The 26,052-nt window shown below is 60.5% G+C and carries 28 protein-coding genes and 1 pseudogene; 11 read left to right on the top strand and 18 right to left on the bottom strand.

What is annotated here, in order from left to right:
• Positions 1–204: pseudogene (locus HMPREF3044_RS11710) on the top strand (HNH endonuclease); the annotation flags it as partial.
• 125 nt (positions 205–329) lie between these two features.
• Here HMPREF3044_RS11710 and HMPREF3044_RS13180 read toward each other — a convergent pair.
• A complete protein-coding gene (locus HMPREF3044_RS13180) occupies positions 330–563 on the bottom strand; it encodes a hypothetical protein (RefSeq protein ID WP_034988533.1) in 234 nt (77 codons plus the stop codon).
• A gap of 237 nt (positions 564–800) precedes the next feature.
• Here HMPREF3044_RS13180 and HMPREF3044_RS11720 point away from each other — a divergent pair, with 237 nt between their 5' ends.
• Positions 801–2,741: a sucrose-specific PTS transporter subunit IIBC gene (locus tag HMPREF3044_RS11720; RefSeq protein ID WP_070741969.1), complete on the top strand. Its 1,941-nt coding sequence runs from the start codon at positions 801–803 to the stop codon at positions 2,739–2,741.
• Positions 2,741–3,754 carry a Dyp-type peroxidase gene (locus tag HMPREF3044_RS11725; RefSeq protein ID WP_070741972.1) on the top strand — a complete coding sequence of 338 codons (1,014 nt, stop codon included), beginning with the start codon at positions 2,741–2,743 and terminating at the stop codon, positions 3,752–3,754. Before HMPREF3044_RS11720 ends, HMPREF3044_RS11725 begins: the two co-directional genes overlap by 1 nt.
• 3 nt (positions 3,755–3,757) lie before the next feature.
• Here the strand turns inward: HMPREF3044_RS11725 and betT are convergent, their stop codons facing one another.
• Positions 3,758–5,920, bottom strand: a complete 2,163-nt coding sequence (gene betT, locus HMPREF3044_RS11730) for a choline BCCT transporter BetT (protein WP_276542567.1) — start codon at positions 5,918–5,920, stop codon at positions 3,758–3,760.
• A gap of 196 nt (positions 5,921–6,116) precedes the next feature.
• Between betT and HMPREF3044_RS11735 the strand changes: the two genes are divergently transcribed.
• Complete coding sequence (locus HMPREF3044_RS11735) at positions 6,117–6,551, top strand: cytidine/deoxycytidylate deaminase family protein (protein WP_231286119.1); 435 nt, start codon at positions 6,117–6,119, stop codon at positions 6,549–6,551.
• Positions 6,552–6,682: 131 nt separating this feature from the next.
• On the opposite strand, the gene HMPREF3044_RS11740 is transcribed toward HMPREF3044_RS11735, so the two are convergent.
• The 11 genes from HMPREF3044_RS11740 to pth form a co-directional block, all read right to left on the bottom strand.
• Positions 6,683–7,324 carry an RloB family protein gene (locus HMPREF3044_RS11740; protein ID WP_070741978.1) on the bottom strand — a complete coding sequence of 214 codons (642 nt, stop codon included), beginning with the start codon at positions 7,322–7,324 and terminating at the stop codon, positions 6,683–6,685.
• Complete coding sequence (locus HMPREF3044_RS11745) at positions 7,325–8,677, bottom strand: AAA family ATPase (protein WP_005392963.1); 1,353 nt, start codon at positions 8,675–8,677, stop codon at positions 7,325–7,327. It abuts the gene before it with no gap.
• A gap of 172 nt (positions 8,678–8,849) precedes the next feature.
• Positions 8,850–10,187 carry a GntP family transporter gene (locus HMPREF3044_RS11750; RefSeq protein WP_070741982.1) on the bottom strand — a complete coding sequence of 446 codons (1,338 nt, stop codon included), beginning with the start codon at positions 10,185–10,187 and terminating at the stop codon, positions 8,850–8,852.
• Positions 10,188–10,190: 3 nt separating this feature from the next.
• Entirely contained in the window at positions 10,191–11,087 is an 897-nt protein-coding gene (locus HMPREF3044_RS11755; RefSeq protein WP_070741985.1) for an NAD(P)-dependent oxidoreductase, read from the bottom strand.
• A gap of 17 nt (positions 11,088–11,104) precedes the next feature.
• A complete protein-coding gene (locus tag HMPREF3044_RS11760; protein WP_070741988.1) occupies positions 11,105–12,496 on the bottom strand; it encodes a four-carbon acid sugar kinase family protein in 1,392 nt (463 codons plus the stop codon).
• A 138-nt stretch (positions 12,497–12,634) separates the two neighbouring features.
• On the bottom strand, positions 12,635–13,351 hold the full coding sequence (locus tag HMPREF3044_RS11765; RefSeq protein WP_005391295.1) for a FadR/GntR family transcriptional regulator: 717 nt from the start codon (positions 13,349–13,351) through the stop codon (positions 12,635–12,637).
• A 238-nt stretch (positions 13,352–13,589) separates the two neighbouring features.
• Positions 13,590–13,913: a DUF4411 family protein gene (locus tag HMPREF3044_RS11770; RefSeq protein WP_005391294.1), complete on the bottom strand. Its 324-nt coding sequence runs from the start codon at positions 13,911–13,913 to the stop codon at positions 13,590–13,592.
• Between the two features lie 81 nt (positions 13,914–13,994).
• Positions 13,995–14,282, bottom strand: coding sequence for an ImmA/IrrE family metallo-endopeptidase (locus HMPREF3044_RS11775; RefSeq protein WP_232621916.1), 288 nt, complete (start codon positions 14,280–14,282; stop codon positions 13,995–13,997).
• Positions 14,283–14,804: 522 nt separating this feature from the next.
• Positions 14,805–15,035, bottom strand: coding sequence for a hypothetical protein (locus HMPREF3044_RS11780; RefSeq protein ID WP_005391291.1), 231 nt, complete (start codon positions 15,033–15,035; stop codon positions 14,805–14,807).
• Between the two features lie 2 nt (positions 15,036–15,037).
• Positions 15,038–15,475 carry a hypothetical protein gene (locus tag HMPREF3044_RS11785; RefSeq protein WP_070741994.1) on the bottom strand — a complete coding sequence of 146 codons (438 nt, stop codon included), beginning with the start codon at positions 15,473–15,475 and terminating at the stop codon, positions 15,038–15,040.
• A gap of 14 nt (positions 15,476–15,489) precedes the next feature.
• A complete protein-coding gene (gene pth, locus HMPREF3044_RS11790; RefSeq protein ID WP_070741997.1) occupies positions 15,490–15,996 on the bottom strand; it encodes an aminoacyl-tRNA hydrolase in 507 nt (168 codons plus the stop codon).
• An 18-nt stretch (positions 15,997–16,014) separates the two neighbouring features.
• On the opposite strand from pth, the gene thiD reads away from it, so the two are divergent.
• A complete protein-coding gene (gene thiD / locus HMPREF3044_RS11795) occupies positions 16,015–16,815 on the top strand; it encodes a bifunctional hydroxymethylpyrimidine kinase/phosphomethylpyrimidine kinase (protein ID WP_070742000.1) in 801 nt (266 codons plus the stop codon).
• Positions 16,816–16,858: 43 nt separating this feature from the next.
• Positions 16,859–17,788, top strand: a complete 930-nt coding sequence (locus HMPREF3044_RS11800; protein WP_005391287.1) for a hypothetical protein — start codon at positions 16,859–16,861, stop codon at positions 17,786–17,788.
• A gap of 123 nt (positions 17,789–17,911) precedes the next feature.
• Here HMPREF3044_RS11800 and HMPREF3044_RS11805 read toward each other — a convergent pair whose 3' ends face one another.
• The 4 genes from HMPREF3044_RS11805 to deoC are packed head-to-tail and all read right to left on the bottom strand — an operon-like array spanning position 17,912 to position 22,043.
• On the bottom strand, positions 17,912–19,258 hold the full coding sequence (locus tag HMPREF3044_RS11805) for an MFS transporter (protein ID WP_070742003.1): 1,347 nt from the start codon (positions 19,256–19,258) through the stop codon (positions 17,912–17,914).
• Between the two features lies 1 nt (position 19,259).
• Complete coding sequence (gene deoD, locus HMPREF3044_RS11810; protein ID WP_070742006.1) at positions 19,260–19,973, bottom strand: purine-nucleoside phosphorylase; 714 nt, start codon at positions 19,971–19,973, stop codon at positions 19,260–19,262.
• Positions 19,973–21,409: a phospho-sugar mutase gene (locus tag HMPREF3044_RS11815; RefSeq protein ID WP_070742009.1), complete on the bottom strand. Its 1,437-nt coding sequence runs from the start codon at positions 21,407–21,409 to the stop codon at positions 19,973–19,975. Before HMPREF3044_RS11815 ends, deoD begins: the two co-directional genes overlap by 1 nt.
• A complete protein-coding gene (gene deoC, locus HMPREF3044_RS11820) occupies positions 21,396–22,043 on the bottom strand; it encodes a deoxyribose-phosphate aldolase (RefSeq protein WP_070742012.1) in 648 nt (215 codons plus the stop codon). The genes HMPREF3044_RS11815 and deoC overlap by 14 nt, the downstream gene beginning before the upstream one ends.
• Before the next feature lie 247 nt (positions 22,044–22,290).
• On the opposite strand from deoC, the gene bioB reads away from it, so the two are divergent.
• Entirely contained in the window at positions 22,291–23,286 is a 996-nt protein-coding gene (bioB, locus tag HMPREF3044_RS11825) for a biotin synthase BioB (RefSeq protein ID WP_034988530.1), read from the top strand.
• Complete coding sequence (locus tag HMPREF3044_RS12800; RefSeq protein WP_005391279.1) at positions 23,273–23,488, top strand: biotin synthase auxiliary protein BsaP; 216 nt, start codon at positions 23,273–23,275, stop codon at positions 23,486–23,488. The genes bioB and HMPREF3044_RS12800 overlap by 14 nt, the downstream gene beginning before the upstream one ends.
• On the opposite strand, the gene HMPREF3044_RS11830 is transcribed toward HMPREF3044_RS12800, so the two are convergent.
• On the bottom strand, positions 23,485–23,682 hold the full coding sequence (locus HMPREF3044_RS11830; RefSeq protein WP_070742016.1) for a hypothetical protein: 198 nt from the start codon (positions 23,680–23,682) through the stop codon (positions 23,485–23,487). The two genes, HMPREF3044_RS12800 and HMPREF3044_RS11830, sit on opposite strands and share 4 nt — an antisense overlap.
• A 53-nt stretch (positions 23,683–23,735) precedes the next feature.
• Between HMPREF3044_RS11830 and HMPREF3044_RS11835 the strand changes: the two genes are divergently transcribed.
• From HMPREF3044_RS11835 to HMPREF3044_RS11845, 3 genes are read left to right on the top strand one after another with little or no spacing between them, the layout of a single operon-like run.
• A complete protein-coding gene (locus HMPREF3044_RS11835; protein WP_070742019.1) occupies positions 23,736–24,227 on the top strand; it encodes a peptidylprolyl isomerase in 492 nt (163 codons plus the stop codon).
• Positions 24,211–24,870 (top strand): rhomboid family intramembrane serine protease, encoded by a 660-nt coding sequence (locus HMPREF3044_RS11840; protein ID WP_070742023.1) that lies wholly within the window; start codon positions 24,211–24,213, stop codon positions 24,868–24,870. The genes HMPREF3044_RS11835 and HMPREF3044_RS11840 overlap by 17 nt, the downstream gene beginning before the upstream one ends.
• A 43-nt stretch (positions 24,871–24,913) precedes the next feature.
• The gene (locus HMPREF3044_RS11845) at positions 24,914–26,035 is read left to right on the top strand and encodes an HNH endonuclease signature motif containing protein (protein ID WP_070742025.1); all 1,122 of its coding nucleotides are present in this window, start codon (positions 24,914–24,916) and stop codon (positions 26,033–26,035) included.
• Positions 26,036–26,052: the final 17 nt, after the last annotated feature.

Below are 26,052 nucleotides of genomic sequence, written 5' to 3' on the forward strand. Positions count from 1 at the left end.
TGTGACTACCACAATGGCATTAACGATGATGACCTAGACAAACCGAAGCATGGTCACATGGTGAGAATCAACGGCCTGGAGTATTGGAAGCCTGCGTTCGGTGGGCCGCTCCAGTTGAACATGCACCCGTGCGCCCAAGGCGGTGCGGTGCGTCTTGCCCGCATGCAACTCGGCATGCCCATCGACCCCAGCCCACCCGGATAACCCCCCACGCCAAAAGCCCGAGCACACACTCGGGCCATTTGGCATGCCCAGAACACCCGAAAGCCCGGCCACCACGGCCGGGCTTTCAACGCGTGTGGTGCTTCCCGCGACGCGTTTTCCCAGAGTTAGGTCACTTTAGTGCGTACGTCGGGGGCTGGATCTTCTGCCATATTTTGGATGTTGGCAGAGATTTTGCAGCCGCATTGAAGGCCCGTAGCTCTCCGAACAGCTTCTTTAAAGACCTCACCCACTTCGCGGTTTTCCGCAAGAAGCAGGCTACCGACCATCCGCTTAGTGCCCACAATTTCCACCAGCTCATGCAAAAACCCCAGCCCGACGAAAGCCGCGCCATCCGGCATGCCCTGAACACCCGAAAGCCCGGCCGGGGCTTTCAACGCGTGTGGTGCTCACCGCATCACCGACGCGCCTATTCTTCAAAAAGTCACCGCCTAGGACACCCAGCTAAACCCGCGCATGGTACCCCCTCGCAAACCCCACACATAACCCCATGCCCGAAACCACACAATCCGTTGATTTATAAAGGCTGAAACTCCAAAATGAGAAATAGTTAGTCACAACCAAAAAAGGATTGTTGCATGGAACACAAGGACGTAGCCCGACGCGTCCTCGCTGCCATCGGCGGCGAGCAGAACATTGTTGGCGTCGCCCATTGCGCGACGCGCCTGCGTATGGTGCTGAAAGATATGGACAAGGTGGACACAGCCGCCCTGGACAATGACCCGGATCTGAAGGGCACCTTCGAAACGGGCGGCATGTTCCAGGTCATCGTGGGTCCCGGCGACGTGGACATCGTCTTCGATGAGATGGACAAGCAAACCTCCAAGAACATCGCCGTCTCCACCGAGGAGCTAAAATCCGTCGCCGCGAAACAGGGCAACTGGTTCACCCGCGCGATCAAGGTCCTCTCGGACATCTTCGTACCGCTCATTCCGATCCTCGTCGGCGGCGGCCTCCTCATGGCCCTCAACAACGTCCTGACTGCGGAAGGCCTCTTCGGCCCCCAGTCACTCGTGCAAATGTTCCCCGCCATCGAGGGCGCCTCCCAGATGGTTAACCTCCTGGCCTCCGCGCCGTTCGCGTTCCTCCCGGTCCTCGTGGGCTTCACCGCGACGAAGCGCTTCGGTGGCAACGAGTACCTCGGCGCGGGCATCGGCATGGCGATGGTCTCCCCGGCGCTCGTCAACGGCTACGAGGTAGCAAATGCGATGAACGACGGCTCGATGGCGTACTGGGACCTCTTCGGTCTCTCCGTCGCGCAGGCCGGCTACCAGGGCTCGGTCCTCCCGGTCCTCGCCGTCGCCTGGATCCTCGCCACGATCGAAAAGTTCCTCCACTCAAAACTCAAAGGCACCGCTGACTTCCTCATCACGCCAGTATTGACGCTGCTCATCACCGGTTTCATCACCTTCATCGCCGTCGGCCCCTTCATGCGTTGGCTTGGCGACGCCCTCATCGTCGGTCTCCAGAACGTCTATGATTTCGGTGGTCCGGTAGGTGGCTTCCTCTTCGGCTTGGTCTATTCGCCCATCGTCATCACGGGTCTCCACCAGTCGTTCCCGCCGGTCGAGCTTGAGCTGTTCAAGCAAGGTGGTTCCTTTATCTTTGCGACGGCCTCCATGGCCAACATTTCTCAAGGTGCCGCCGCGCTCGCCGTCTACTTCCACGCCAAGTCCGAGAAGCTCAAGGGGCTGGCCGGCTCCTCCGGTATCTCGGCGATCTTCGGCATTACCGAGCCCGCGATCTTCGGTGTCAACCTGCGCCTGCGCTGGCCGTTCTACACGGGCATGGCCTGCGCTGCTATCGGCGGTGCCCTCATCGCCATCTTCCAGATCAAGGCCGTGGCCCTGGGTGCCGCAGGCTTCATTGGTGCGGTGTCCATCCGCGCCACGGATATCCCGATGTTCCTCGTCTGCGCCGTGATCACCTTCATCCTGTCCTTCATCGCGGCCTTTGTCGCCGGCCGCTACATGATCGCCAAGCATGGCACCATCGACCCGGACGCGCCCCCGTCTGCGGTCGCCCCCTCCTCCGCCGCTACTCATCTTGTTTCCCCCCTGACCGGCGAAGCCATCAACCTCGCCGAGGTCTCGGATCCCATGTTCGCCCAGGGTAAGCTCGGCAAGGGCGTGGCGGTCACCCCGACCGTCGGCGAGCTTCGTTCGCCTATCGACGGCAAGGTCACCGTCACCTTCCCCTCCGGCCACGCGTACGCCGTCCGCGGCGGCGGCATCGACATCCTCATGCATATCGGGTTTGATACTGTCAACCTGGACGGGGAGCACTTCACCCCGCACGTCACAAAGGGCGATGTGGTGAAGAAGGGCGACCTCCTGTGCGAGTTCGACATCCCCGCCATCACCGCCGCCGGTTACGAGGTGACCACGCCAATGGTAATCTCAAATCATAAGAAGCTGGGGGACATCATCCCGCTGCCGACGTTCGTCTCCGGCCAGGAGGTTTCCGCAGGTGACGAGGTCCTCGCAGTTGAACCCAAGCCAAAAGTGGAGGCAAAATAGTGGACGTTATCAAGAAGGCTCAAGACATTGTGCAGGCACCGCGTAAGAGCGCGATCTTCCTCACTCTGTGCATTAAGGACGGCGAGGAGGCCGCCGCCCTCGGCGCGCTGGCCAGCGTCTCTGGCCTCACCAACGCTGTCGGCTACCGTGCCCCGGAGGCCGAGCTGAGCTGCGTAGCAGGTATCGGATCTGATTTCTGGGACCGGGCTCTGGGCGTCGAAAAGCCCGCGGGCCTCCACCCCTTCCGCGAGATCCAGGGCAGCCACCTCGCGCCGTCCACCCCCGGTGACCTCTTCTTCCACATCCGTTCCCAGGAGTTCGACCGCTGCTTCGAGCTCGCCCGCCGCATTATGACCGCCTTCGACGGAGCGACCGCGTCCTCCGACGAGGTGCAGGCCTTCCGCTACATGGACAACCGCGATCCCCTCGGCTTTGTCGACGGCACGGAGTCACCCATCGACCTCGACGCCGTCGATGCGGCCCTCATTCCCGACGGCCCCTGGGCCGGTGGCTCCTACATCGTCGAGCAGAAATACATCCACGACCTGCACGCCTGGGATTCCCTCCCCGTCGAGGAGCAGGAGAAGACCATCGGCCGCACCAAGTACGACGACATCGAGTTTTCCGAGGACATCAAGCCCCACAACTCCCACGTCGCGCTGAACAGCGTCAAGGACGCCGACGGCAACTCCCTCGAGATCGTCCGCGACAACCTCGCCTTCGGCTCCGCCGCCGGTGACCAGGGCACCTTCTTCATGAGCTACGCCAAGGACGTCCGCATCACCGAGCTCATGCTCCGCCGCATGTTCATCGGCGAGCCCCGCGGCAACTACGACCGCATCCTCGACTTCTCGACAGCCCTCACCGGCGGCAACTTCTTCGCCCCGCCCCAGGACTTCATCGACTCCATCGAGGACCACGCCCGCCCCGGCCTGATTCCCGAGCCCGACGACGCCCCCAACCCCCTGCAGCCCGCCACCGAGCTCTCCGCTGCCGAGGGAATTTACAAGTAGCCATCACTCCTCATCCGTCCACGTCCGGTACGGCTCCGCCCCATCGGAGAGGTCGGAGCTGCCGGACAGGTCGGCCTGCATATGAATGAACTCGAAGTGCCGCTCGACGAGGTCAAGGACGTTGTCGATGAGCGCTTCCTCGGGGTATCCGTAGACGTCGTATCCCAGCGATCCAGACAGGTCGAATACCTCGAGGCGGTAGTACGTGTCGGGCGCGTTGGCGCGCCGGGCGCCAAAGGCGGGGACGTCGGATTTGACGGGGTAGACCTGGAACCGGAAATCTTTTTCTTCCCCCAGCTCAACGCCCAGATCCAGCTGGCTGATGGGGCAGCCGGGTATCGCCGAGTGCAGGAGAGTTACCTTAAGCCCGGATTTCTCCAGTTCACGCGCTACTTTTTCCAATGCCGGCCGGGCCACGTCCGTCATGTACGCCTGCACCTTAGAGGCCGTTGGGTACGTTACGGCCCGTCGGAGGCGTGCACGCCATGATTGTGCGCCGGTGCGGCCGCTCATGGCACCGTGTAGCGCGACTGTGCGTGATTTGGTTTGGTATGCCTCGAGGCGGAGGGATTTCACCAGACTTGCCATGATCATGTAGATGACCACCGTGAACGGCAGCCCCATGACAATTGTTGCCGACTGCACCGTCGCCACGCCGTCGATTTGCAGCATGACTAGTGTCAGTGCCCCGATAATGATGCTCCAGAGGATGCGTGACCAGGTGGCGCCGTCTTGTTGTGAGTCGGTAATCCGCGAGGTGAAGTTGCTCAATACCAGGGCTCCCGAGTCCGCGGAGGTGATGTAGAGCAGCAGGCCGACGACGGTCGCCAAAAACACGAGCACCGCTCCGCCGGGGTACGAGGCGATGAGCTCGTAGAATCCGCGTTGCGGTTCGCTTACCGCAATCGACCCAAATGCCGAGTCGCCGCCTAGAATCCGGTCCAGTGCGGAGTTGCCAAAGAAGCTCATCCATAGCAGCACGAAGATAAACGGTATGGTCAGCGTCCCGGCGACGAATTGCCGTAGCGTCCGCCCCCTGGAAATCCGCGCTAAAAACAGGCCAACAAATGGTGCCCACGCGACCCACCAGGCCCAGAAGAAGAGGGTCCAGGATTGCAGCCACTCCTGCGTCGCCTCGGTGGTTTCTGAGAAGGCGTAGGTGTCTAGCGTCCAGCTGGGAAATTTAACCACGTAGTCGCCGATGTTCATGATGATGGCGTTGAACAGGAATGCAGTTTTCCCCGCGACCACCACGTACACCATGAGGCCGATCGCCAGAAAGACGTTTACCTCGGAGAGCCGTTTAATGCCCTTGTCCACCCCGGATACCGCCGATAACGTGGCGATTCCCACCGCCAGCACAACGAGGATGGATTGCGCGCCGGGCCCCTCGGATAGCCCGAAGATCAGTTTCAGCCCGTAGTTGAGTTGTACTACGCCGATTCCCAAGGATGCAGCAATGCCGAATACGGTGCCGAGCGTCGCTGCGATGTCGACGCTGTCCCCAACCGCCCCGTGGATCCGTTTTCCAAGCAGCGGGTACAGGGCGCTCCGCAGCGCTAGCGGCATGTTGAGGCGGTATGCGAAGTAGCCAAACGCCATCCCCATGAGTGCGTAGAGCGCCCAGCCGGTGATGCCGTAGTGGAACATGGCGTAGACCACGGCGTCCTCTGCCGCTGACCTGGTCATTCCGTTTCCTTGCGGTGGGTGGTAGTACATGGTCACTGGTTCGGCGACGGCGAAGAACATCAGGTCGACGCCGATTCCGGCCGCGAATAGCATGGCTGACCAGGAGAAGATGCCGAATTGTGGGCGCGAGTGGTCGGGGCCGAGCCGGATGGTTCCGGTCTTGCCAATGGCCACGTAGACCACGAACGCCACCGCGACGGTTGCGGTCAGGATGTAGAACCACCCGAGGTTCGTGGAGATCCAACCCGTTACCGCTGCTAGGGACGTTGCGGCGGATTCGCGCGCGAAGAATGCCCACGCCGTGAGCGCGAGGATGCCCGCCATGGAGCACCCGAGGACTGGTCGATTGACCTGCGGTGGGGCGGAGGTGTGGTGTCCGTAGGTGGATGGGTCGTCCACGCTGTAGGTTCCCACGATTGGTTGGGGTCGATATGCTTCTTCGTCGGATTCCTGGGGTCCAGGATTCACGCTGGCCAGCTCCTCTGGGGTGTTTCGGGCAGTCCTTTTTCATGGTAGGAAGATTCTCGGCGATCGTCACGTCCGCCCCTTAATGGGGGTAAAAAATGTAGCAATTCGCGTGCAAAAGGTGCTCCTGACCTGGAGGAACGAGACACTAAGAAAATACTGAGAGGAAAGTAAGTAACGGATTAAGAATTCTTCTAAAATGAGGCTTATGAACGCATGGGACAAAAACGAATTGCTCCGGAAGGTGCACAGCGTCACCTGGGGTGGTGCGACCGCCGCCGGTGTCCTCACTGCTGCTGGCGACATCGTTGTTGCTACAGGTGTAGGCCCGGTCTGCGCGGAAATCATCGCTCTTTCTCAGCTTACTGCCGAGCACCCCTACGCCCAGATTGAGGCTATTGCTTCGCTTTCCGACGGCCACATCGTCGCCCCCTGCGGTTCATGCCGCCAAGCCCTCCTCGATCTCGACCCCTCGATCGGTGTCATTGTTCCAGGTGAGTCGGTGGTTCCGGTGCGCGAGCTCCTCCCGTACGCCGACGCAGGCGAGAATCCCATCGCCCGCCCCGTTAAACCCAGTCGCCATAGCCTGCGCGAATCCGTGGCCCTTGACGACGATAGTTACTTCCTTACATGGAAGGCCTAGTCTTGCGGGCGCCAGCTACATGAGGGGCTGGCGCCCGCGAGGTGGGCAGCTTTACGTCCCCATCGGTCCCGCGCACAGGGGAAGCGTGCGGGGTCGGTGGGGACGTTTTTAGCTTGTCGACGCTCCTCTGGTCACCGTCTGCTCGCTACGTACGTGTGTTCAAGGAGCTTTTCCACCAGCACGTGCACCGACGTGAACCCTGCTCTGTCGAGGCCATTGTGTGTGAATGCGCTGTATGTAGACGGTAATTTCTGGAATCTTTTGGCTCGCTTCACCGCGGCCTTTATCTGAGCCTCGGTGAATTGAACCGATGAGAGATTGTTCTTTTGATAGCGAGGATCAGCAGCCTTGAGCCTGGACATGCAGTCTTTTTGAGTCGCGACGCCGTTACCGTTTTCGTAGTGGAGAAGGAGCCAAAACTCAAACTGTGGCACTGAGAAGCCGAGGCTGCGATCACTCCGCCGCCTCGCCCACGTAAAAAGAACCTCCAACTGGTCGGCGGTGTATTGATCTTTGTCAGAGATTATCCAAAATTGATCTCCAGAACGAATTTCGCCACGGTCCTTGAACTCCTGAACTAGTTTCTCAGCTTGCTTGCTTAGCGATTCCGGGTCGGGCCTGTCGTGGACGACTTTGACCTTGACATTCGCCCCTTTGAAACGATTGAAATACTTCTCTTCCGTCTCTCCCTCAACAACAATGCCGAAAAGTGCCTTAAGCTTGCGTTTGTTTGCTCTCTTTCGATTCCTATTGAGTTTGTCACGAGAGCTCATCTAGGCCTCCTGCTGGGAAAAATCCAGTGGCGGAATCACGGGAATCGCGCCGAGCCTGCCTTGGAGGTAGCTCTTGCGAATATCCCTGTCGCTGCGCAGCCCCTCAAACTCAGACACTGCCGTGAGCGTCGTGGCACCATCCAGCTTCTCCACCAGCCACATCTGGTCTTTCCTCAGCCGGGTGGGATCCATCAGCATGAGGTCGTGAGTGGTGAAAATAAGTTGCGACCGCCCCGCAGGCGTGCATGCTTGGAGGAAGCCGTTGATAAGTGCGCGAGAAAGCTCAGTGTGGAAGCTTCGATCCAACTCGTCAATCGCCAAAATGACGGGATAGTCATTGGAAATGAGGGCGGAGAACTGTGTGAACAGGCGAGCGGCAGACTTGGTGCCGTCGGACTCATTGCTCCACGGCAAGCTGCCAATGTATCCATCGGCGCCACTATGCACCATCGTGACCTTCTCGGCCTTAATCTCTCCATCGATCAGGCTGAAGATGAAGCGATCTCCGCCAAATTCGGCATCGACGGATGGGGGGCGATTTGCCCGCGCGAGTGAATTGAGGCTGTCGCTAATCCAATTACGAAGCCCAGCGGGTAGGTGAAGCGATTCCAGGGATACCTCGTGTCGATCTGCGGATACGATTCCTGCGTCGATAGTCGGCATCGACGACGTCCAGTTGCTCGGATATCCGGAGGTGATTTCGCGATTCGCCATCTCTGTATCGACAACGACTATGCGATTTGACCAGTGATAAGCGGCGGTAATATCGCTAATGAGGGACTTGTCCCCGGCCTTCTTTGGCCGCAGGGATGAGGCGGCGAAATAGGTGGGGACCGGTGTAGTCGAGGGGACAGTGGTGAGCAGCGTTTCGATGGTCCCCTCAGGCGAATCGATGTCCACCGCCTTTTCATTGACAGACAGGGCGGAAGCGGCGCGGGAGAAAATCACCGTCTCCGTCGAGCTATTGAAGCGAGTGAGTTTCTCCTCCTGGATAGCTGTGGCATCGTAGGAGATCACGTATTCGTAGATCGTGTCGCCAAATGAAAACAGAACTTCGAACGTGGACGGTTCGGTGTCTGCACCTTCTCGCAGTTGGAATGGGTAGTAGTAGAGAGATGCTCCATTTTGCGGCGGGGTGTGAAGAATCTTCTTAAGCGTTGCCAACGCGGTGAGTATGTTGGACTTGCCGGAAGCATTTGCGCCAAATAGCGCCGCAATGGGGTTCACTTTCCGGCGGTACTTCTTTAGGTAAGGCAGATTCTTTGACCACTTCTGTTCTCTACCGGGGACAAGGTTGAGGGATAGCGGTTCATCTATGGATAGAAAATTGGATACGGTGAGATCGAGTAGCATGGTGCGTTCTCCTGTTTCGGGTCCGGCTCTAATTCTACAAAAGATGCCAAAAAATTGCATCTTGTGAGATGCTACTCCTACCGTCTAAGGGGGCTGAGGTGTTCCCGCGAGCAACGAAAAATCCCGCAGCCTTCGGATACGAGACTGCGGGATTGCCATGCCTAACGTTGACTCACACCACGGCGTACACAGCCCAGGTGATGAGAAACCCGACGACGCCGAAGATCGTGGACAGCGAGGTCCAGTACTTTAGACCTTGCTTGACGGATAGCCCCATGTACTTTGTGACAATCCAGAAACCGGAGTCGTTGATGTGGGAAAGCCCCAGGCCACCGAAGCCAATGGCGATCATGATGAGCGTCGCCTGGACGGGACTTAGCCCGGCATCGGCAATCGGCTGCGCGAGGAGCCCGGCGGTGGTCAGAAGTGCCACGGTGGCTGACCCTTGCGAGGCACGTAGCGCTGCGGACATGAGGAAGCCCATGAGGATGAGCGGCAGTCCGGAGGAGATAAGCAGGTCGGAGAGTACCTGGCCGATTCCGGATTCCACGAGCACGTTGGCGAACCCGCCGCCGGCACCGGTGACGAAGATGATGACAGCAACGGCAGGAAGCGCGGAGTCGAGAACTCCGGAGGAGTGCTCCCGGTTCCAGGATTGTTGGCGGCCGATCAGGATCCACGCCACGATGACGGCGATGAGCAGGGCGATCGGCGCGGCACCGAAGAATTTCACAAAGGTGTGCACCGCGGTGCCTTCCTCCGTCAGCATGGTGCCCGTTGTCCCCACCATGATGATGAGGATGGGGAGGACGATGAGTCCCATGACGAGCCACGGCGACGGCGGATGGGGGAATTCGCGGGCCTCGTCGGTCTCTGCGGGGGATTCCATCCGCACGACACCGTCCAAATTGAACCGCTTAGCCAGGAAGAACCCGATGGCTGCGGTGACGGCGGCGATGGGGAGGGCGATGGTGAGCAGCAGGCCGATGTCTCGGTCGAGGAGTTCGGCCACGGCCACGGGGCCGGGGTGCGGCGGCAGAACGACGTGGACGGTGAGCATCGTCGCGGCGACGGGCAGTCCGATTTTCAGCGGGTTGAGGCGGGCGACGGCTGCGAACCCGAAAATGATCGGTGCGAGAATGATGAATCCGACATCGAAGAAGACGGGAATACCGAGGATGAAGGCGGCCATGGTGACCGCGCCGGCGATCCGTTTCGGTCCGAGCTTGCCGGTGAAGTACCGGGCAATGGATTCGGCACCGCCGGATTCTTCAATCATCTTGCCTAGCATCGCGCCGAGTCCGACGACAATCGCCACGTTACCGAGCGTTCCGCCGACACCCTTGGTCACCGATTCGACGGCATCCGTGAGCGGAATCCCGGATGCCGCAGCGGTGAGAACGGCGACGAGGAGCAGCGCCACGAACGCCGGCATCCGCACCCAGATGACGAGTATGAGCAGGATGGCGACGGCGGCAGTGCCGAGTGCAAGGAGTGATAGACCAGTCATGGCTTAGGCCCCGCAGGGGTCATCCGGGGAGACGATGGTAACGATGGTCGAGTCGTCCTTGGCCGCCAGGCCACGCGCCAGGCCCTGCAGGTACTGTTGCTCAGCCGCCGCCGCAACCGGAACAGCAATACCGACAGACTTTGCGGCCGCCGTGACGATGCCCATGTCCTTGACAAAAATGTCCTCGCGCGACTTCACCTCAGCGCCCTCCTCGCTGTACGCCTGCAGCATCCGGGGTCCGCGATCGCCGAGCATGAAGCTGGCCGCCGCGCCACTCATCAGCGCTTCAAGCGCGGCCTTTTGGTCCAGCCCGAGCTTGCCCGCCAGTGCTATCGCCTCGCCCGCCGCAGCAATATGCACGCCGCACAGCAGCTGGTTCACGGTCTTCATCGCCTGCCCCGCGCCGGGCTTGTCACCGACGATGACGAGGTTGCCCGCCATTTTCTCCAGCACATCTTTCCGCTTTTCGACGACCTCGGGGTGCGCGCCCACGACAACGAGTAGGTCGCCTTCGCCTGCGCGAACAGGGCCTCCGGAAACGGGTGCGTCGATAATATCGATGCTGTGCTCGGCAAGTTCGCCCGCAGACTTTTCCACACCGGCGATCCCGACGGTGGAGGTCAGCAGGACGGTGGCACCGTCCTGCATCGCCTCGACGATGCCGTTTGTTCCAAACAGTGCTTCGTCTAGCTGTGCCTGGTTACGCACGGCGAGGAGCACGACATCGGCGTTTGCTACGGCGGCGCGGGAATCAGTGAAGGTGGTGATCCCTGCCTTTTTAGCCAGGTCAAGGCGTTCGGGGTTGATGTCAACACCGTTGACGGTGAAGTCTTCGGCGAGGTTGGTGGCCATGGGAAGGCCCATTGCGCCGAGTCCGATGACGGTAATAGTGGTAGTCATTTTTACTCCTTGATTAGTTAGTTGGCTGTTAGGCGTTCGACAACGTCGACGAGTGAATCGTCGTTACCCACGTTGCCGGCGAAGACGATGTAAGGGATGCCGCGTGCGGGGCCGTCCTCGGCCTTCCACAAGCTGATAATCCCTGGTTGCATGGGGCCGACGACGGTTGCGCGCGTCATCTCCAACCCCTTCGATGCGGTGTCGGACGATGTGATGCCACCCTTGGCGATGACAAACTTCGGCATCACCGTGTGGATCACCTTGTTTACGGTTCCCACCAGCGCCTCCGAAACGGTGCGCGCGATCCGCAGGGAATCGTCCTCGTCCTTGCCGGTGACGAGCTCGCGGGACGTGTGCAGGATGACATTGCCCTTTTCCAGAGCAGTGGAGATCTCCGAGGCGAGCCGGTCCGTGTAGCCTTCTGCATCCTCCAATACGGTTTTCACATTGAGCTCGGTTGTGGTGGCCAGGTTCGCGTCGATAAGCGCGTTGAGCTGACGGGTGGTTGTCGGAACGTGCGAACCGACGACGATGAGCCCACCCTTGACGTGATCCGTGGTGACCCCGGCGGAGCGGAGCTTCTCTGGGGTGACAACGTCTGGAATATCCTGACCGATGACGGCGCGGACGAACGGCGGTCCGACGCGATAGATGAAGCGCTTACCAGCGTCCTCGGCCTTCTTCAGCGCGGCGGCGAGCAGTCGGAGGTCATCCTCCGAAACAATATCCACGGCGATCGCTTGCCGATCATGCGCCTCGCGAAGCTTGTCCTGGGCCGTACCCCCACGCAGGTCGTCGAGATCGATGACGATGACATCGTCCGCTTTCTTTGCACCCCTGGTTTTTTCCTCGACCCACTCGGCCAGGCTGGAGTGGATGTACCCGAAGGTGGCGTCCTTCGCGAACTCCGTTTCCGCAGCGGGGACGAACCCGTCCTCCTCGCTTCCCGCGTAGTGCACGCCACCGACGGTGATGCGCCCGGCATCCCCGAAAGCCGGAACGATGAGGTAGCCGTCGATGTTCACACCGCTTACATCAGCCAGGGTATCGGGCTCGAGCGGGAAGTGCCCGCGCAGCGTCGAATCAGAGCGGGACACGAAAGTGAGCTTGCGGTCACCGGCGGCAGCGAGTGCCGCCTCGGCCACCTCAATGTTGATCTGCTTCGCGTCAGCGGGGTCGAGAGAACGCGAATTCGTCATCACGTAAATGGCCGGCGCGTTCTGTGCAAACGCCCACTCCAGGTCTTTCGCCGTCCAGCGGGTGAGCACCGGCAGGTCGGCAACGGATTGGGTACCGGTGGGATCGTCGTCGAGGACGATAAGCACGTCAGAGCGTGCGGGAACCTCACTCGCCGCCATGGTGGCGGGGGCGTGGAAACGAGCGGTGAGCTCGGTGAGGGATGTAGTCATGGGTTTTCCTCCTAAAATTCCTTAGAACACAGACCTCTGAGGACCTACGTTTGAGTGTACTGAACCCAGAAAGTTCCGTAAAGAAAAGTGGTTTACCTCACGTAAACAGGGGTGAAAGTGGGGGCAAACTCCCGCTAACTATTCATCACCGGGGGAAACGGGGGTATCAGCTCCCGCAATGTACGACTGAATATCCTCGGCGGTCTGCTTCATATGGGCGCGCATAGCGTCCTTCGCCGCCTGCGGATCGTGGGCGGCAAGAGCTGCGAGAATCGTCTCGTGATGGTGGAGGGCACGGACCCGGATATCGCGGTACGAGTTGGTGATCAGTCGTGAGCTGCTCAGCGCGTCCTGGAGGGGGAGGATGACCGCCTTAATAAACGGGTTGCCTGTCGCTTCCAGAATACGCGTGTGGAACTCAACGTCGGCGGTGGTCACCTCAGCAGGATCGGTAGCCTCCCGGTACCGATCCACCGTCTGCTTGATCCCCTCGAGCTCCCCGTCGGTGATGCGCTCGGCAGCGATCCCCGCAGACCCGACCTCCAGCATCCGCCGCAATTGTGTGAGGTAAAGCCCCACTTCCCGTTCGTCGAGCTGCTGGGAAATCGCATAAACGAGGGTCTGGACATCGATCCACTCCGATTGTGGCTGGACAAAGGTGCCACGACCGTGAACGACCTGCAGCACCCCGCGTTCAGCCAGCGTGCGCACTACTTCCCGCATCGTGGGGCGTGAGACCTCGAGGTATTGCGCCAGGTTGGATTCGTTTGGCAGCGCATCGCCCGCGACAAATTCGCCCCTGATAATAGCTCCCAGTAGCCTATCGACGCCTTGGGTTACGAGGTCTTTGCGCATGAGAAAACTCCTTTGTCCTCTATTCATCGTAGAGGACAGGAGAAGATCCCGAATCCGCTGGGGATATGGTCGCCGACCCAGAGGTGCCGCTCGAACTGGTATTAAAAAGTAACACCAAGTTCACGCAAGTAGTCGAGTGGTCTATACAGCGAACCCCAAGTCCGCATGCTACCCTGTCTGGCTCACTTTTCTCGTTGGTTACGATCGTGAAATTACGAGCTTTCCCACTCGCGACCGGCTACGAATCCGCCGCTTTCAAAAACTTTCGAATAGCGCTTTCGCGGAAAGGTCTTTTTCTGTTCATGCGCGTCCATTCGGTGAGCGACTTGTAAGCGATAACTTCACAGTCGTCAACTTTCGCGCAATCGGCGTTAGAAACCATTCCGGCAAGCCACCGCGATTTTGAATCACCTTTCGGTAAGACTTCTGCGTAGACTTTTTCGCGGAACCGCAAGTTGCCGGTTTTTATCTGATTCTCCAAGGTCTCCCAATACGAAGGGAAAATGTCTCGCGGATAGTAGGTGAATGCGTTGATCACGAGGTTCGAATCCGCGAGGTACATTTACGCCACCTCAAACCGTCACGGCTGCGCTCACCCCAAATCTCGCGGCCCCATTCGACCATAGCTGCGAGACTTGCGGTTTCAGCCCAGTGGCATGACACATTCACTAGCGAAGCGGTTGCACGACCGTTCCACGCTGCGGTCATCCTCGTGGCCACCGCTCAATCCCGGTTGAGCGGTCACAACATGGCCAAGCTCATGAGCCAAGCTGAAGTACTGTGCCACCTGAGCGTCGCGACTGTTAATGAAGATGAGCGGGAAACCACGGAACTCTTCTACATTCAGCGGAGCGTGCGCGTTGTTTCCCAAAATAGAGCTGCGCAGAACGAGGATTCCTGCAGCTTCAATAGCGTCGGCTAGCTCAAGCACGTCCAATCTTTTTCGACGCACACCTGGCTTCCAGTTAAGCTCTTCGCAAACTTCCTGAACAACTCGAATCGGATCATCAGTAACGCGGTAGCGTCCGTAGAGTACAGGGGCTTCTTCTCCCCCGTTCGAGGCAATAGTTGCTGTACCAGCTAAGTCTGTTCTGGCATGTGTATATAAGTTCTTCGAGGGTTGGACTGATGGTGGACACTCCCTGGCTTTTCACCGTGCGGAAGCCAGACAAGTCGGGTGGCTGGATGACTGGCTCATCGAGCAGTAAGTAGCCGAAGGGGAATGCGAGCGCGATCGGCGAGCTTTTCGGCCTGTGATAGCGTTGGACGTGCAGTCCCGTCCAGTCACGCGTGAACTTTTTTAAAGTCGGTTATCGTTTCCAGATGCTCAAGCGGGATACCCGTACGGTGAATGGGCCAGCGCAAAACTTCTGGAGCGATGTCTATCCGAACCGCCATGCCCGCTCCTTTCTCTAGATAACCGTGATAATAGCGGGTCTGAGGAACACCGGCACTACCCCCGCCGCACCACCAGCACCGCCGCGCCAATCACAACCAGCACCGCCGCAACGACGAGGGTGTCGCGGATCTGACCCGCGGCGTAGGCGGTGTCCCCGATCATGGCCGCCACGCCGCCGCCAACAAGCGCGCCGGTGAGGGCGGCAGAACGGCGACCGAAGGAGCGTCGAAAAGCGAGTGCCAGAAGCAGCGCGAGGAGCGCGAGCGCGACCGGGGCGACGTACATGGTTACTTGCCGACAGCCCGCCGCACAAGCCCGCGGACAGATGCCTCCACCTTGTCGTTGATGCCGATGATGGCGTAGGAGGTGGGCCACATGTGGTTTTGGTCGAGCTGCGCGTTGTCGTTGAAGCCGAGGGTGCAGTAGCGCGTCCCGAATTTGGCGGTGGGCTGCAGGAATATGATGACGTTGCCGTCGTCGCCGGCGTAGGCGGGGAAGCCGTACCACGTGCGCGCGTGGAGTTCGGGGGCTTCAGAAATGATAATGGCGTGGATGCGTTCGGCGATGTCCTTGTCGGATCCGGAAAGTTCCTCGATGGCGGCAAGGAGCGCCTCTTCGTCGCGTGTGCGTTTCTTGGCGCCGGTGACGCCGCTGTCGGCATCGGCCTTGAGCTCGGCTGCGCGCTGTTTCATTGCCTCGAGTTCGGCTTCGCTAAATCCTGCCATGCCAGAAAGTTTAGCTACTTTCGGGCATTGATGTGGCTCTGCGCCGTGGCAAAACCCTCCTCCAGGATCGCGCGCACGGCCTCGGGTGCCCCCGTGATCGGTCCGCCGGTTCCGAGCACCCAGTCCGCCACCCCGGTTCCCGCCGGTGGTCGCCCGATTCCCACCCGCACGCGGATGTAGTCGCGCGTGCCTAAGCACTCCGAAACCGATTTCAGCCCGTTGTGTCCGTTTTCGTTCCCGCCCAAGCGCACTTTGATCCGTCCTTCGGGCAGGTCAAGCTCGTCGTGCACGACGATGATCCGCTCTGGCGGTACTTTATAGCGACGCGCCAGCGGCGCCACCGCCTCCCCGGATCGGTTCATGTACGTCTGCGGCTTGCAAAACTTCACCCCCGCGCGCGCTGCAAGCGCATCTACCACCCGAAACCCCACGTTATGCCGGGTTTCCGCGTATTCCGGCCCGGGGTTCCCCAAGCCCACCACCAGCCACTCAACGGGCTCACGCTTCCAAAATAATCTCACGTCATTAGTCTGTCATATATGAGTACTCCTTCACTTGCTTACGTCGTCGCCGGCTCGGAAGCCACCGGTGGCGCGGGCTTCCAAGTCGACCTCAAAACCTTCCAGCAGCTCGGCGTTTACGGCATCGGCACCCTCAGCTGTATCGTCGCCTTCGATCCGGCTCACAACTGGGGTCACCGTTTCCACCCCGTTCCGCCCACGCTTATCGACGAGCAGATGGAGGCCGCCCTCGCAACTCACCCGACCGTTCGCACCGTTAAAGTCGGGATGCTCGGCACACCCGACACCATTGATACGGTCGCTCGCGGCCTCGCCAACCACCAATGGGACAACGTCGTTGTCGACCCGGTGTTGATCTGCAAGGGTCAGGAGCCCGGTGCTGCGTTGGATACGGACAACGCCCTGCGCGAGAAGATCCTGCCACTGGCCACCGTCGTCACGCCCAACGTCTTCGAATCGAAGAACCTCGCCGGCATGGACTCCATCGACTCCGTCGAAGATCTGGAAGAGGCCGCCCGCAAGATCGGCGACCTCGGCATCAAGTACGTCCTCGCCAAGGGCGGCGTAGAACTTCCTGGCGACGACGCCGTCGACGTCCTCTGGGACGGCGAGAAGATCACCCGCTTCGCCACCCCCAAGGTCGGCGAGCAGCGCGTTTCCGGCGCCGGTTGCACCCTCGCCGCCGCCGTCACCGCCGAGCTGGCCAAGGGCACCTCAATTTACGACGCCGTCAAGACCGCCAAAGACCTCGTCTACCGCGGCATCCAGGCCCGCGTCCCCGCCGACACCCCCTTCGACACCGTCTGGCAGGGCGCATAGTCTTCCTGTTGCGAGCTACTATCCCCCGTGCGACAATTCGGTCGTGTTCACGGGGGATAGTTTTTTCTTTACTCGGGGTGAATCCACTGCACACCGGATTCGCATTAGAAAGCGCGTTGAGCAGGGGCGTTTGATTAAGCTCGCGCGTGGGGTCTACTACGATGCCGGGAAACTGCAGGCTGCTCAGCCCAGTCAGCGTTTTTATCTGCGCAGCTTGGCGGTAGGCATTGCTGGCTCGACGCTGGTCGGGCGTTCAGCAGCCAGCCTGTGGGGTTTGCCGATGGGGAGCTATAACGGGCCAGTCGAAGCACGGGGGAAGTCGAGCAGTCCTCCAGACATCATTCGGCGCTATCTCTCTGCAGCTGACATTGTGCCTCTCACCATCGGTGATTTTCGAGTAGCGCTGAGCAGCAAGGCCGCCACAGTCCTGGATATGTGCAGGTGGGGTGAGCTCGTCGAGGCTGTGGTCATCGGCGAAGCTGCGTTGAAAAGGCAGATGATTAGCCTGGATGAGATAGATAGTCTCGCCGAGAACCGCAGGGGCTGCGTCGGTATTAACAAGTTTCGGGGTGTGCGCGCATTCATGAATGGCTTGTCAGAGAGTCCGCGGGAAAGCGAAGTGAAAGTAGCGCTCTTTCGGGAGGGCTACCCGCCTCCTATCCAGCAGGCCAATGTCCTCGATGCACATGGCTATTTCATTGCTCGCCCGGATTTTCTTTTCCCCGAGCAGTCGGTGGCGCTGGAATATGACGGAATGGGAAAACTGCTTGGAGAATACGGGATGACTCCTGACACGGCTGCGAAGAAGGAGCGAGAGCGGGAGCGAAAACTGATCAGCGAAGGGGTTTATCCCATTCGCATTACGAAAGAATCCTTTGCATCGGGTCTGTGGCTCACCGAACTTCATGACGTTTGGGGCACTCGAGCGCCCATGCGTGGGGATCGTTGGCGTGGAGGAGGCCGTGCGTGGTAAGGCCGTGACAGTTTGTGGGCGTTTAAGGATTGGGGACCCCCATCGAACCAACCCGTCATATTTGCTACAGAACAAACGCCCACAAAAAGTCACGCATGACCTTTTGTGGGCGTACAGAAACAGTTACACGCGTTCCTTCCTCCGCAGGAACATATCAGACACCACGTACACCACGAGGCCACACACGGCGACGGCGAACAGGATCCACAGGATCGACGTGTACGCGAGGCCGCTGTCCATGAGCCCGGACGCGTAGGCGATGCCGGCGGGGATGGCGATATTGATGGTGAGGTTGTAGAAGCCGAGCGCAATGCCGGACTTTTCTGGCGGGATGGAGAACATCGCGGATGCCACGAGTGGCGCGTACATGAGCGCGAAGCCGGAGGCGAACAACACGATGGACAATACGAGAACCCAGACACCGACCGTCGACAAGAGCGCGGGCAGCGCCAGAGCGAAAGCAATCATGCACAGCGCGAGGATGATCGCCTGCCGGTTGGGTAGGAACTTGCCGATCCACCCGCTCAGCACGCCGACAACCACCGCGCACGCGTACCCCGGCGCGATGAGCAACGATGCCGTATCGATGTCGATGCCGTGCAGGTCAGCCGCCATGTAGGGGAACATGATGATCCACCCGAGCTGCGTAGAGTACACCAGCAGTACCGTCACCAAGGCCCACACGTAGCGCCCGTTCCGGAAGAACTCCGGCCTAACCAGCGCCTGCGGGTCCCGGTTGATGTGCCACCAGAATCCGCCGGCGGCAGCCACTGCCAGCAGGAACCACGCCCACCCCGGCACGAACACGGGCGTGAACGTGAGCGTGATTGCCAACGCCATGAAGCTGACGATAGCCAGGCCGGGCACGTCGAGGTGGCTGACGGAGACGTTTTCTTCCTCCGGCACCTGCATCAATACAAACGGCGCGGCCAATATCAGTACGAGTGGCAGCAGGAACATGACGGTCCAGTGGATGTTGGCGGAGATGTATCCGCCGGTCAGCACCCCGATGAGCATGGATCCCTGGAAGCACGCCGTCGAAAAGCCGAGGTACGTCTTCTGTTCATCCTTGGGAATGTGCTTGGTCACGTAGATGACGTAGAGCGTCTCCGCTGCGGACAGGCCGACGGTTTGAATCAAGCGTCCGATCAGAACCAGCGACCACACGGACTGCCCGAAGAACCCAATCAACGAACCAAGCACGATGAACCCGATGCCAGCAGTCAGAAGTTTTCTGATCGGAATCGTGTCCGCCAAAGCCGCGTACACTACGGCGCCGATGCCGATGATGATGCCTGCGATCGTGGCCTGCAACGACACCTGCGCCGGCGAGAGCGCCAGGTCGTCGCCGATCGCCTTGGTGATAAATTTGAACCCGTTGTCCACCACGAGGCAGAACAGGAAAACGAAGATGAGGACGGGGATCGCGACTTTCGGGTTCCGCCGCGCCCGCGAACTGACCTCAAACATGCTAGATCGCCGCCAGCGGTAGGGCGAGCTCCATCATCGTGGTGAACGCTTTCTGGCGCTCCTCGGACGAGGTCTGCGCACCGGTGACGATGTTGTCGGAGACGGTGAAGATGCCCATGGCCTCCACGCCGGCCTCAGCGGCGACGGAGTACAGGCCGGCGGATTCCATTTCCACGCCCAGAACACCCATCGCCGCCCACCGCTCATTCACCGACGAGTCGTAGTTGTAGAAAACATCCGCGGACAACACGTTGCCCACGTGCACGTCAATCCCCTGCGACACAGCGCGGCGGTACGTGTCCTCAATCAGGCGGAACGAACCGATCGGTGCGAACGTACCGGGGAGGTTGTACTGCGACGCGAAGTTGGAATCGGTGCAGGCTGCCTGGCCGATGATGACGTCGTAGAGGTCGATGTCCTTCTGGATGGTGCCGCAGGAGCCGACGCGAATGAGCTTCTTGCAGCCGAAATCGTGGATGAGTTCCCAGGAGTACAGGGAGATGGACGGGATGCCCATGCCGGAGCCCATGACGGACACCTCGTGGCCCTCGTACGTGCCGGTGAAGCCGAGCATGTTGCGCACGGAGTTGAATTGCACAACGTCATCCAGGTAGGTGTCGGCGATGAACTTGGCGCGCAGCGGGTCGCCCGGCAGCAGAATCGTCTCGGCAATCGGTGCGCCGGAGGGGTTGATGTGGGGTGTCTGGTCACGCATTATTCTTCCATTCCCGTGGCGCGAGCCACGTCTTTCTTGAGGGTTTCCAGCCGCGCGGCGTCACCGGCGACTTCGAGGTAGCACTTGAGTTTCGGTTCGGTTCCGGACGGTCGGCACACGACGCGGTCGTCGGCGTCGGTGAAGAACATGATTCCGTCGGTCGGTGGTTCGTGGTCTTTCAAATCAATGAGCTTGTCGACGCGCGACCCCGCCAGTTCTTCCGGAGGTTCCGCGCGCAGGCGTTCCATCGCCGCAGAAATCAACGATGTATCCGAGACCCGGAACGTCAGGGGAGCGGTGGTGTACCCGCCGAATTCCTCCCGCACCTTCGCAAGGTGCTCCAATACGCCGATACCCTGCGCCTTCAGCTCCGCCGCCAACGACGCGAACACGACCGCAGCCGAGATGCCGTCCTTGTCGGACACGTGCGATGGGTCGCAGCAGAAGCCGATCGCTTCCTCGTACCCGAATCCGAGCTCCGGCGCGCGGGCGATCCATTTGAATCCAGTCAACGTTTCGTAATGCTTGAGCCCGTACTTCTCCGCCACGCGGCCCAACGCACGCCCCGAGACCAGCGAGTTCGCCAAAGAGCCCTTCAGCCCCTTCGATGCCAGGTAGTTGCCCAGCAGCAGCCCGGTTTCATCACCGCTCAATTGAACCCCCTCGGCCGCCACCGCCATGCGGTCGGCATCCGGGTCGGCCGCGATGACAATGTCCGCGCCGGCCTCCTCGGCCAGTTCCAAAGCGAGATCAAGCGCCCCGGGCTCCTCGGGGTTGGGGAACCGCACGGTGGGGAAGTCCGGGTCGGGTTCCATTTGCTTGTCGACGACTCGGACGTCCCCGAACCCAGCCCTCTTCAACGCGGCTACGAGCGTCTCGCCACCCACGCCGTGCATCGGCGTGACCACGATCTTCAGGTCTCCCGGCACGCCCATCGCGGCCGCTGCGGAAATGAACTCGTCGGTGACGTCCACGTGCTCAATGAAATCGTCGGATAGCGGCGGGTCTTCCGGCGCCTCCTCGATTGCGGCCGCGATGTCGGCGTCGGCCGGTGGCACGATCTGGATCCCGTCGCCGAGGTACACCTTGTACCCGTTGTATTCCGGCGGGTTGTGCGAGGCGGTGATCATGATGCCTGCATCCGCGCCAAGGTGTTTCACCGCGAACGCCGTCACCGGTGTCGGCCGCTGCGGCGTCAGCGCCAGAGCGTGCACGCCCGCGCCCGAGAGTACCTGCAGTGCCGCCTCGTAAAACTCCGCCGATCCGTGCCGCGCGTCGCAGCCAACGACCACGCGCGCACCGGCCCCGACGTAGGCCGCGAGCCCCGCGGTCGCCCGCTTCACGTTGGTCACATTCATCTGGTCAGCGCCCTCACCAACGGTGCCCCGCAGGCCCGCGGTGCCGAAGTGCAGTCCAAACGGCTTATGCGAGGCCATCGAGCACCGCCTTGGAGGAGGAGAGGCCGAGGCGCGTCGCACCGGCGGAAACCATGGCCAGCGCGGTTTCCGCGTCGCGGATGCCGCCAGATGCCTTGACACCCAGCCGTTCGCCGACAGTTTCCCTCATTAAGGAAACCGCGTGCACCGACGCCCCACCCGCAGGGTGAAAGCCCGTGGACGTCTTCACAAAGTCCGCGCCCGCCTTCTCTGCCGCCTCGCAGCACGCGACGATTTCCGAATCGGTCAGCGCCGCCGTTTCCAAGATGACCTTCAGTAAAACGGAGCCGCAGGCTCCTTTGACGGCCGCGATTTCATCGGCAATGTCATCAAAGCGGTGTTCCTTCGCCCACCCGATGTTTTGCACCATGTCCACCTCGTCGGCCCCGTCGGCGACAGCCTGCCGGGCCTCGGCGACCTTCACCGCCGTCTTCACTGCGCCGGACGGGAACCCGATGACCGTCGCGACCTTCACGGTCGGCGGAACGTCGACCGGAAGCATGGAGGGGGAGACGCAGATGGAGTACGTTCCCAGCGATTCGGCTTCAGCGGCGAGTGCCAGGACATCTGCGCGGGTGGATTCGGGTTTGAGGAGCGTGTGATCGATAAGTTGAGCTAGTTCAGAGCGGTTCATACCAGTTCTTTCTCCTTGACGTGACTGGGGTGTGGCCAGCATCACCGATGGTAATCGCGGTTTCGCGTTGATGCTGTCTGGCCCATTACTTCCGATTATCGCCCGCTTTCGCACAAAAGGCAAGAACCAGATTGACAAATGTGCGCAACGTCATACAGAAACCGTTCCACCCCGGTCAATCTCCCAACAAAAACTTGAACATGGATTAAACTGGCGTATCGAACACAGTTTAATGAGAGGTATAACCATGACTGACATTCTCGAACGCGCCCGCCAGAAGGTCCTGGACGAGGGCACCCCGCTCAACAAAGACGAGCTCCTGGAGGTCCTCGAGCTTCCCGATTCCCGCATCGACGAACTCCTACAACTCGCCCACGAAGTCCGCCTCAAGTGGTGCGGCGAAGAAATCGAGGTCGAAGGTATCGTCAGCCTGAAGACGGGCGGCTGCCCCGAAGACTGCCGTTTCTGCTCCCAGTCCGCCCTCTACGAGTCCCCGGTCAGGGCCGTCCGCCTCGACATCGAGGGCCTCATCGAATCCGCCAAGGAAGTCCAAAAGACCGGCGCCACCGAGTTCTGCATCGTCGCCGCCGTCCGCAGCCCCAACGAGTCCCTCATGCAGCAGGTGGAGGAGGCCGTCGCCCGCATCGGCGCCGAGGTCGACGTGAACGTCTCCGCCTCCATCGGCATCCTCAACCAGGAGCAGGTGGACCGCCTGAAGAAGGCCGGCGTCCACCGCTACAACCACAACCTCGAGACCGCCCGCAGCAACTTCAAAAACGTCGTGACCACCCACGAGTGGGAGGACCGCGTCCACACGATCGAGATGATCCGCGATGCCGGCATGGAGACGTGCGTCGGTGGCATCCTCGGCCTGGGGGAGACCCTCGAGCAGCGCGCGGAGTTTGCCTCCGAATTAGCGGCGTTAGCCCCGACTGAGGTCCCCATGAACTTCCTCGATCCGCGCCCGGGCACCCCTTTCCAGGATCTCCCGCTCGTCGATTCGAAGGACGCCCTCCGCGCGATCGGCGCCTTCCGCCTCGCACTTCCGCGCACGATCCTCCGTTTCGCCGGCGGCCGCGAGCTCACCCTCGGTGACCTCGGCGCGGAGAAGGGCCTCCTCGGCGGCATCAACGCCGTCATCGTCGGCAATTATCTCACCACCCTGGGCCGCGACGCCGAGAATGACCTCGACATGCTCGACCGCCTCCACCTCCCGATTAAGGCCCTCAATGCGACGCTCTAGCTCTACTGAGCTTGCCGACGCCGTCCTGGCCGGCGAGCGTCCCATCCACGACCCCTTCGGTGGTCGGACTCCCAGCGGCTACGAGCCGCCGCGTTTCTGCCAGATCTGCGGCAGAAAAATGGCCGTGCAGGTCACCCCGCACGGCTGGGTCGCTCACTGCTCGCAGCACGGTGAGCTCAATTCCGCCTGGCTACGCCATTAGTGTGGCGATGCGGACTCGTGGTGCGCCTGCGCCTCCTCGTCGCCGGAGCTGGCCCCGGGTCCGCTGACCACGTTCGTCAGGTCTTCCAGCTTCGGCGGCTTCTTGTTCGGCGAGGTGGACTCGCGTGTGTAGAAGTAGTACGTGGCGAGTCCTCCGGCGGTGAGGAAGCCAATGGTGGCGATGAGGCGGCGCATATCTTCTCCTTTTTAAATGCGAGGTTTCCCTTACAGGGTATACGATAGTGGCCATGAGTATTTCGACCGCAACCGCGACTCTCCACACTAACCACGGGGACATCGCGATCGAACTTTTCGGCAACCACGCCCCCAAGACCGTGGATAACTTCGTCACCCTTGCCAACGGCGAGAAGACGGGCGAGCCGTTCTACGACGGCGTTATCTTCCACCGCATCATCGCCGGCTTTATGATCCAGGGCGGCGACCCGACGGGCACCGGCATGGGCGGCCCTGGCTACCAGTTCGAGGATGAGTTCCACCCGGAGCTCTCCTTCGACAAGCCGTACCTGCTCGCCATGGCGAACGCCGGCCCGGGCACCAACGGTTCCCAGTTCTTCATCACGGTGGCCAAGACCCCGCACCTGAACAACCACCACACCATCTTCGGTGAGGTGACCGACCCGGCGTCCCAGAAGGTTGTCGACGAGATCGCAGGCGTCGCCACCGACCGCATGGATCGCCCGCTGGAGCCCGTTGTCATCAACAGTGTCTCCATCGCGTAACTTTCTCAAGAATGCCCCAGCCACCTGGGGCATTATTCTTTTCCTCGTCGCCATCCACCTGATCACGGCGCTCCAATCGGGTTCGCTCATCCACAACCTATCGGGTTCCCCGCTGGCGGAATCCTGGGTCCTTTACGGCCCGTACGTCGCCACCCAGCCCTACCGCCTCGTCACCTACGCGTTCGTGCATTCCGGCCTCTACCACCTCACGGTCAACTGCGCCTCCATCCTGGTCTTCTGCTGGTCTCTCGAGCGCTACCTCGGTTCCCTCCAGCTCATCGCCACCTTCCTCGTCACCGCTCTCGGTGCGGGCCTTTCCATCCTGCTTTTCGACGCTTATTCGGCCACCGTCGGCGCCTCCGGCACCATCTTCGCCTTCCTCGCCATCTGCGTCGCCGTCGCCGCCAAGCACGGCGGCAACGTCCGCGCCATCGCCGTCTTCCTCGTCATCAACATCGGCTACACCTTCATCGGCCAGGGCATTTCCATTTGGGGACACCTCGGTGGCCTCCTCATCGGCGGCCTCATCGCCTACCCGCTCGCCAGATTCCAGGCCCGCGGTCGCGCCATCACCCTCACCGTCGCTGCCACCGTTTTGTGCATAACGTGCTTCGTCCCGACTGACTTATCCACAGTTTTTTGACGCTTCCTTTGCACCCTCCCCAACGCGCTTTATAGTCGGGGGCATGACCGCTTTAACGGATTGTGCTTCCCTCCTGTCGCAGGCGATGGTGATCGCCGGGGAGGCGTTTGGCATGTCCAAAAAAGCACTCGTCCGGACAGGCTACGATAAGACAACCGCCCACACCATTAAGAAGCTCGCCGACATCTACTATGGGCGCTGTGGTGCCCCGCGCAAGCAGGAACGCACACGTATGAAAGCAGTAACCTCAGGTTGCAGCTTCGCATCACTGAAAGCCATTGAACGGTTCGTGGCGAAGCTGCCGAAGAAGCATGCCTGGACCATCCGTGAAGCCCTGGTTCCGTTTGGTCGGGATATCACACAAATTAACGCCGAAGGCGCGCGTCTAATCCAGGACTACACCCAGGCGGAGAACCCAGAAAAGAAACTCACCTATAGGGCGATCCCCAACTCCACGTTCGCCACCCTCACCTTGACAGCAGAATCATCCCGTGTGAAGCAGATCTTTGATCGGGCACAAGCAACGGACACGAAGTGTCCTGCTGACGGCCTTATCAAACTGGCGCTTGCTGCCAATGATGGGGAGCTTCCCCCTGTGGCAACAGCCTGTTTGATTATGGGCTTTGATTTACCCTTCGATGAGGTTGAGCCAGGCAAATTTGTTTTCTCTTTAACAAACGGTGCCACCATGACAGTGCAAGAAGCAGTGGAGGCGAAACTTGCAGAAAAATTAATCGTTGCTGCGGTCAACCCACTGGGTCCGGAGAACCTTGGTTTGTTTGAGGTTACGTTTCCTGGTGATGGGCGTTTTGCGAATCCGATGGAGAGGTTTTACCAGGGTCTCCGTAACCCGGTATGTGCCTGGCCCGGCTGTTCTAAACCCGCCACCAAGTCCCAGATTCATCACATTAAAGCGTTTAAACACGGTGGCACAACCACAACGGACAACTTGATGGTGTTGTGTAAGTACCACAACGGCATTAACGACGATGACCTGGACAAGCCGAAACACGGTCACATGGTCAGGATCAACGGCCTGGAATACTGGAAACCCGCCTTCGGCGGACCCCTCCAGCTGAACATGAACCCCTGTGCCCAAGGCGGCGCCATCCGCCTTGCCCGAAAACAACTCGGCATCCCCATCGACCCCAGCCCACCAGGCTAGGCCGGCAAGCTGACCTG

This window comes from Corynebacterium sp. HMSC073D01 (assembly GCF_001815555.1).
GTDB classification, from domain to species: domain Bacteria; phylum Actinomycetota; class Actinomycetes; order Mycobacteriales; family Mycobacteriaceae; genus Corynebacterium; species Corynebacterium glucuronolyticum.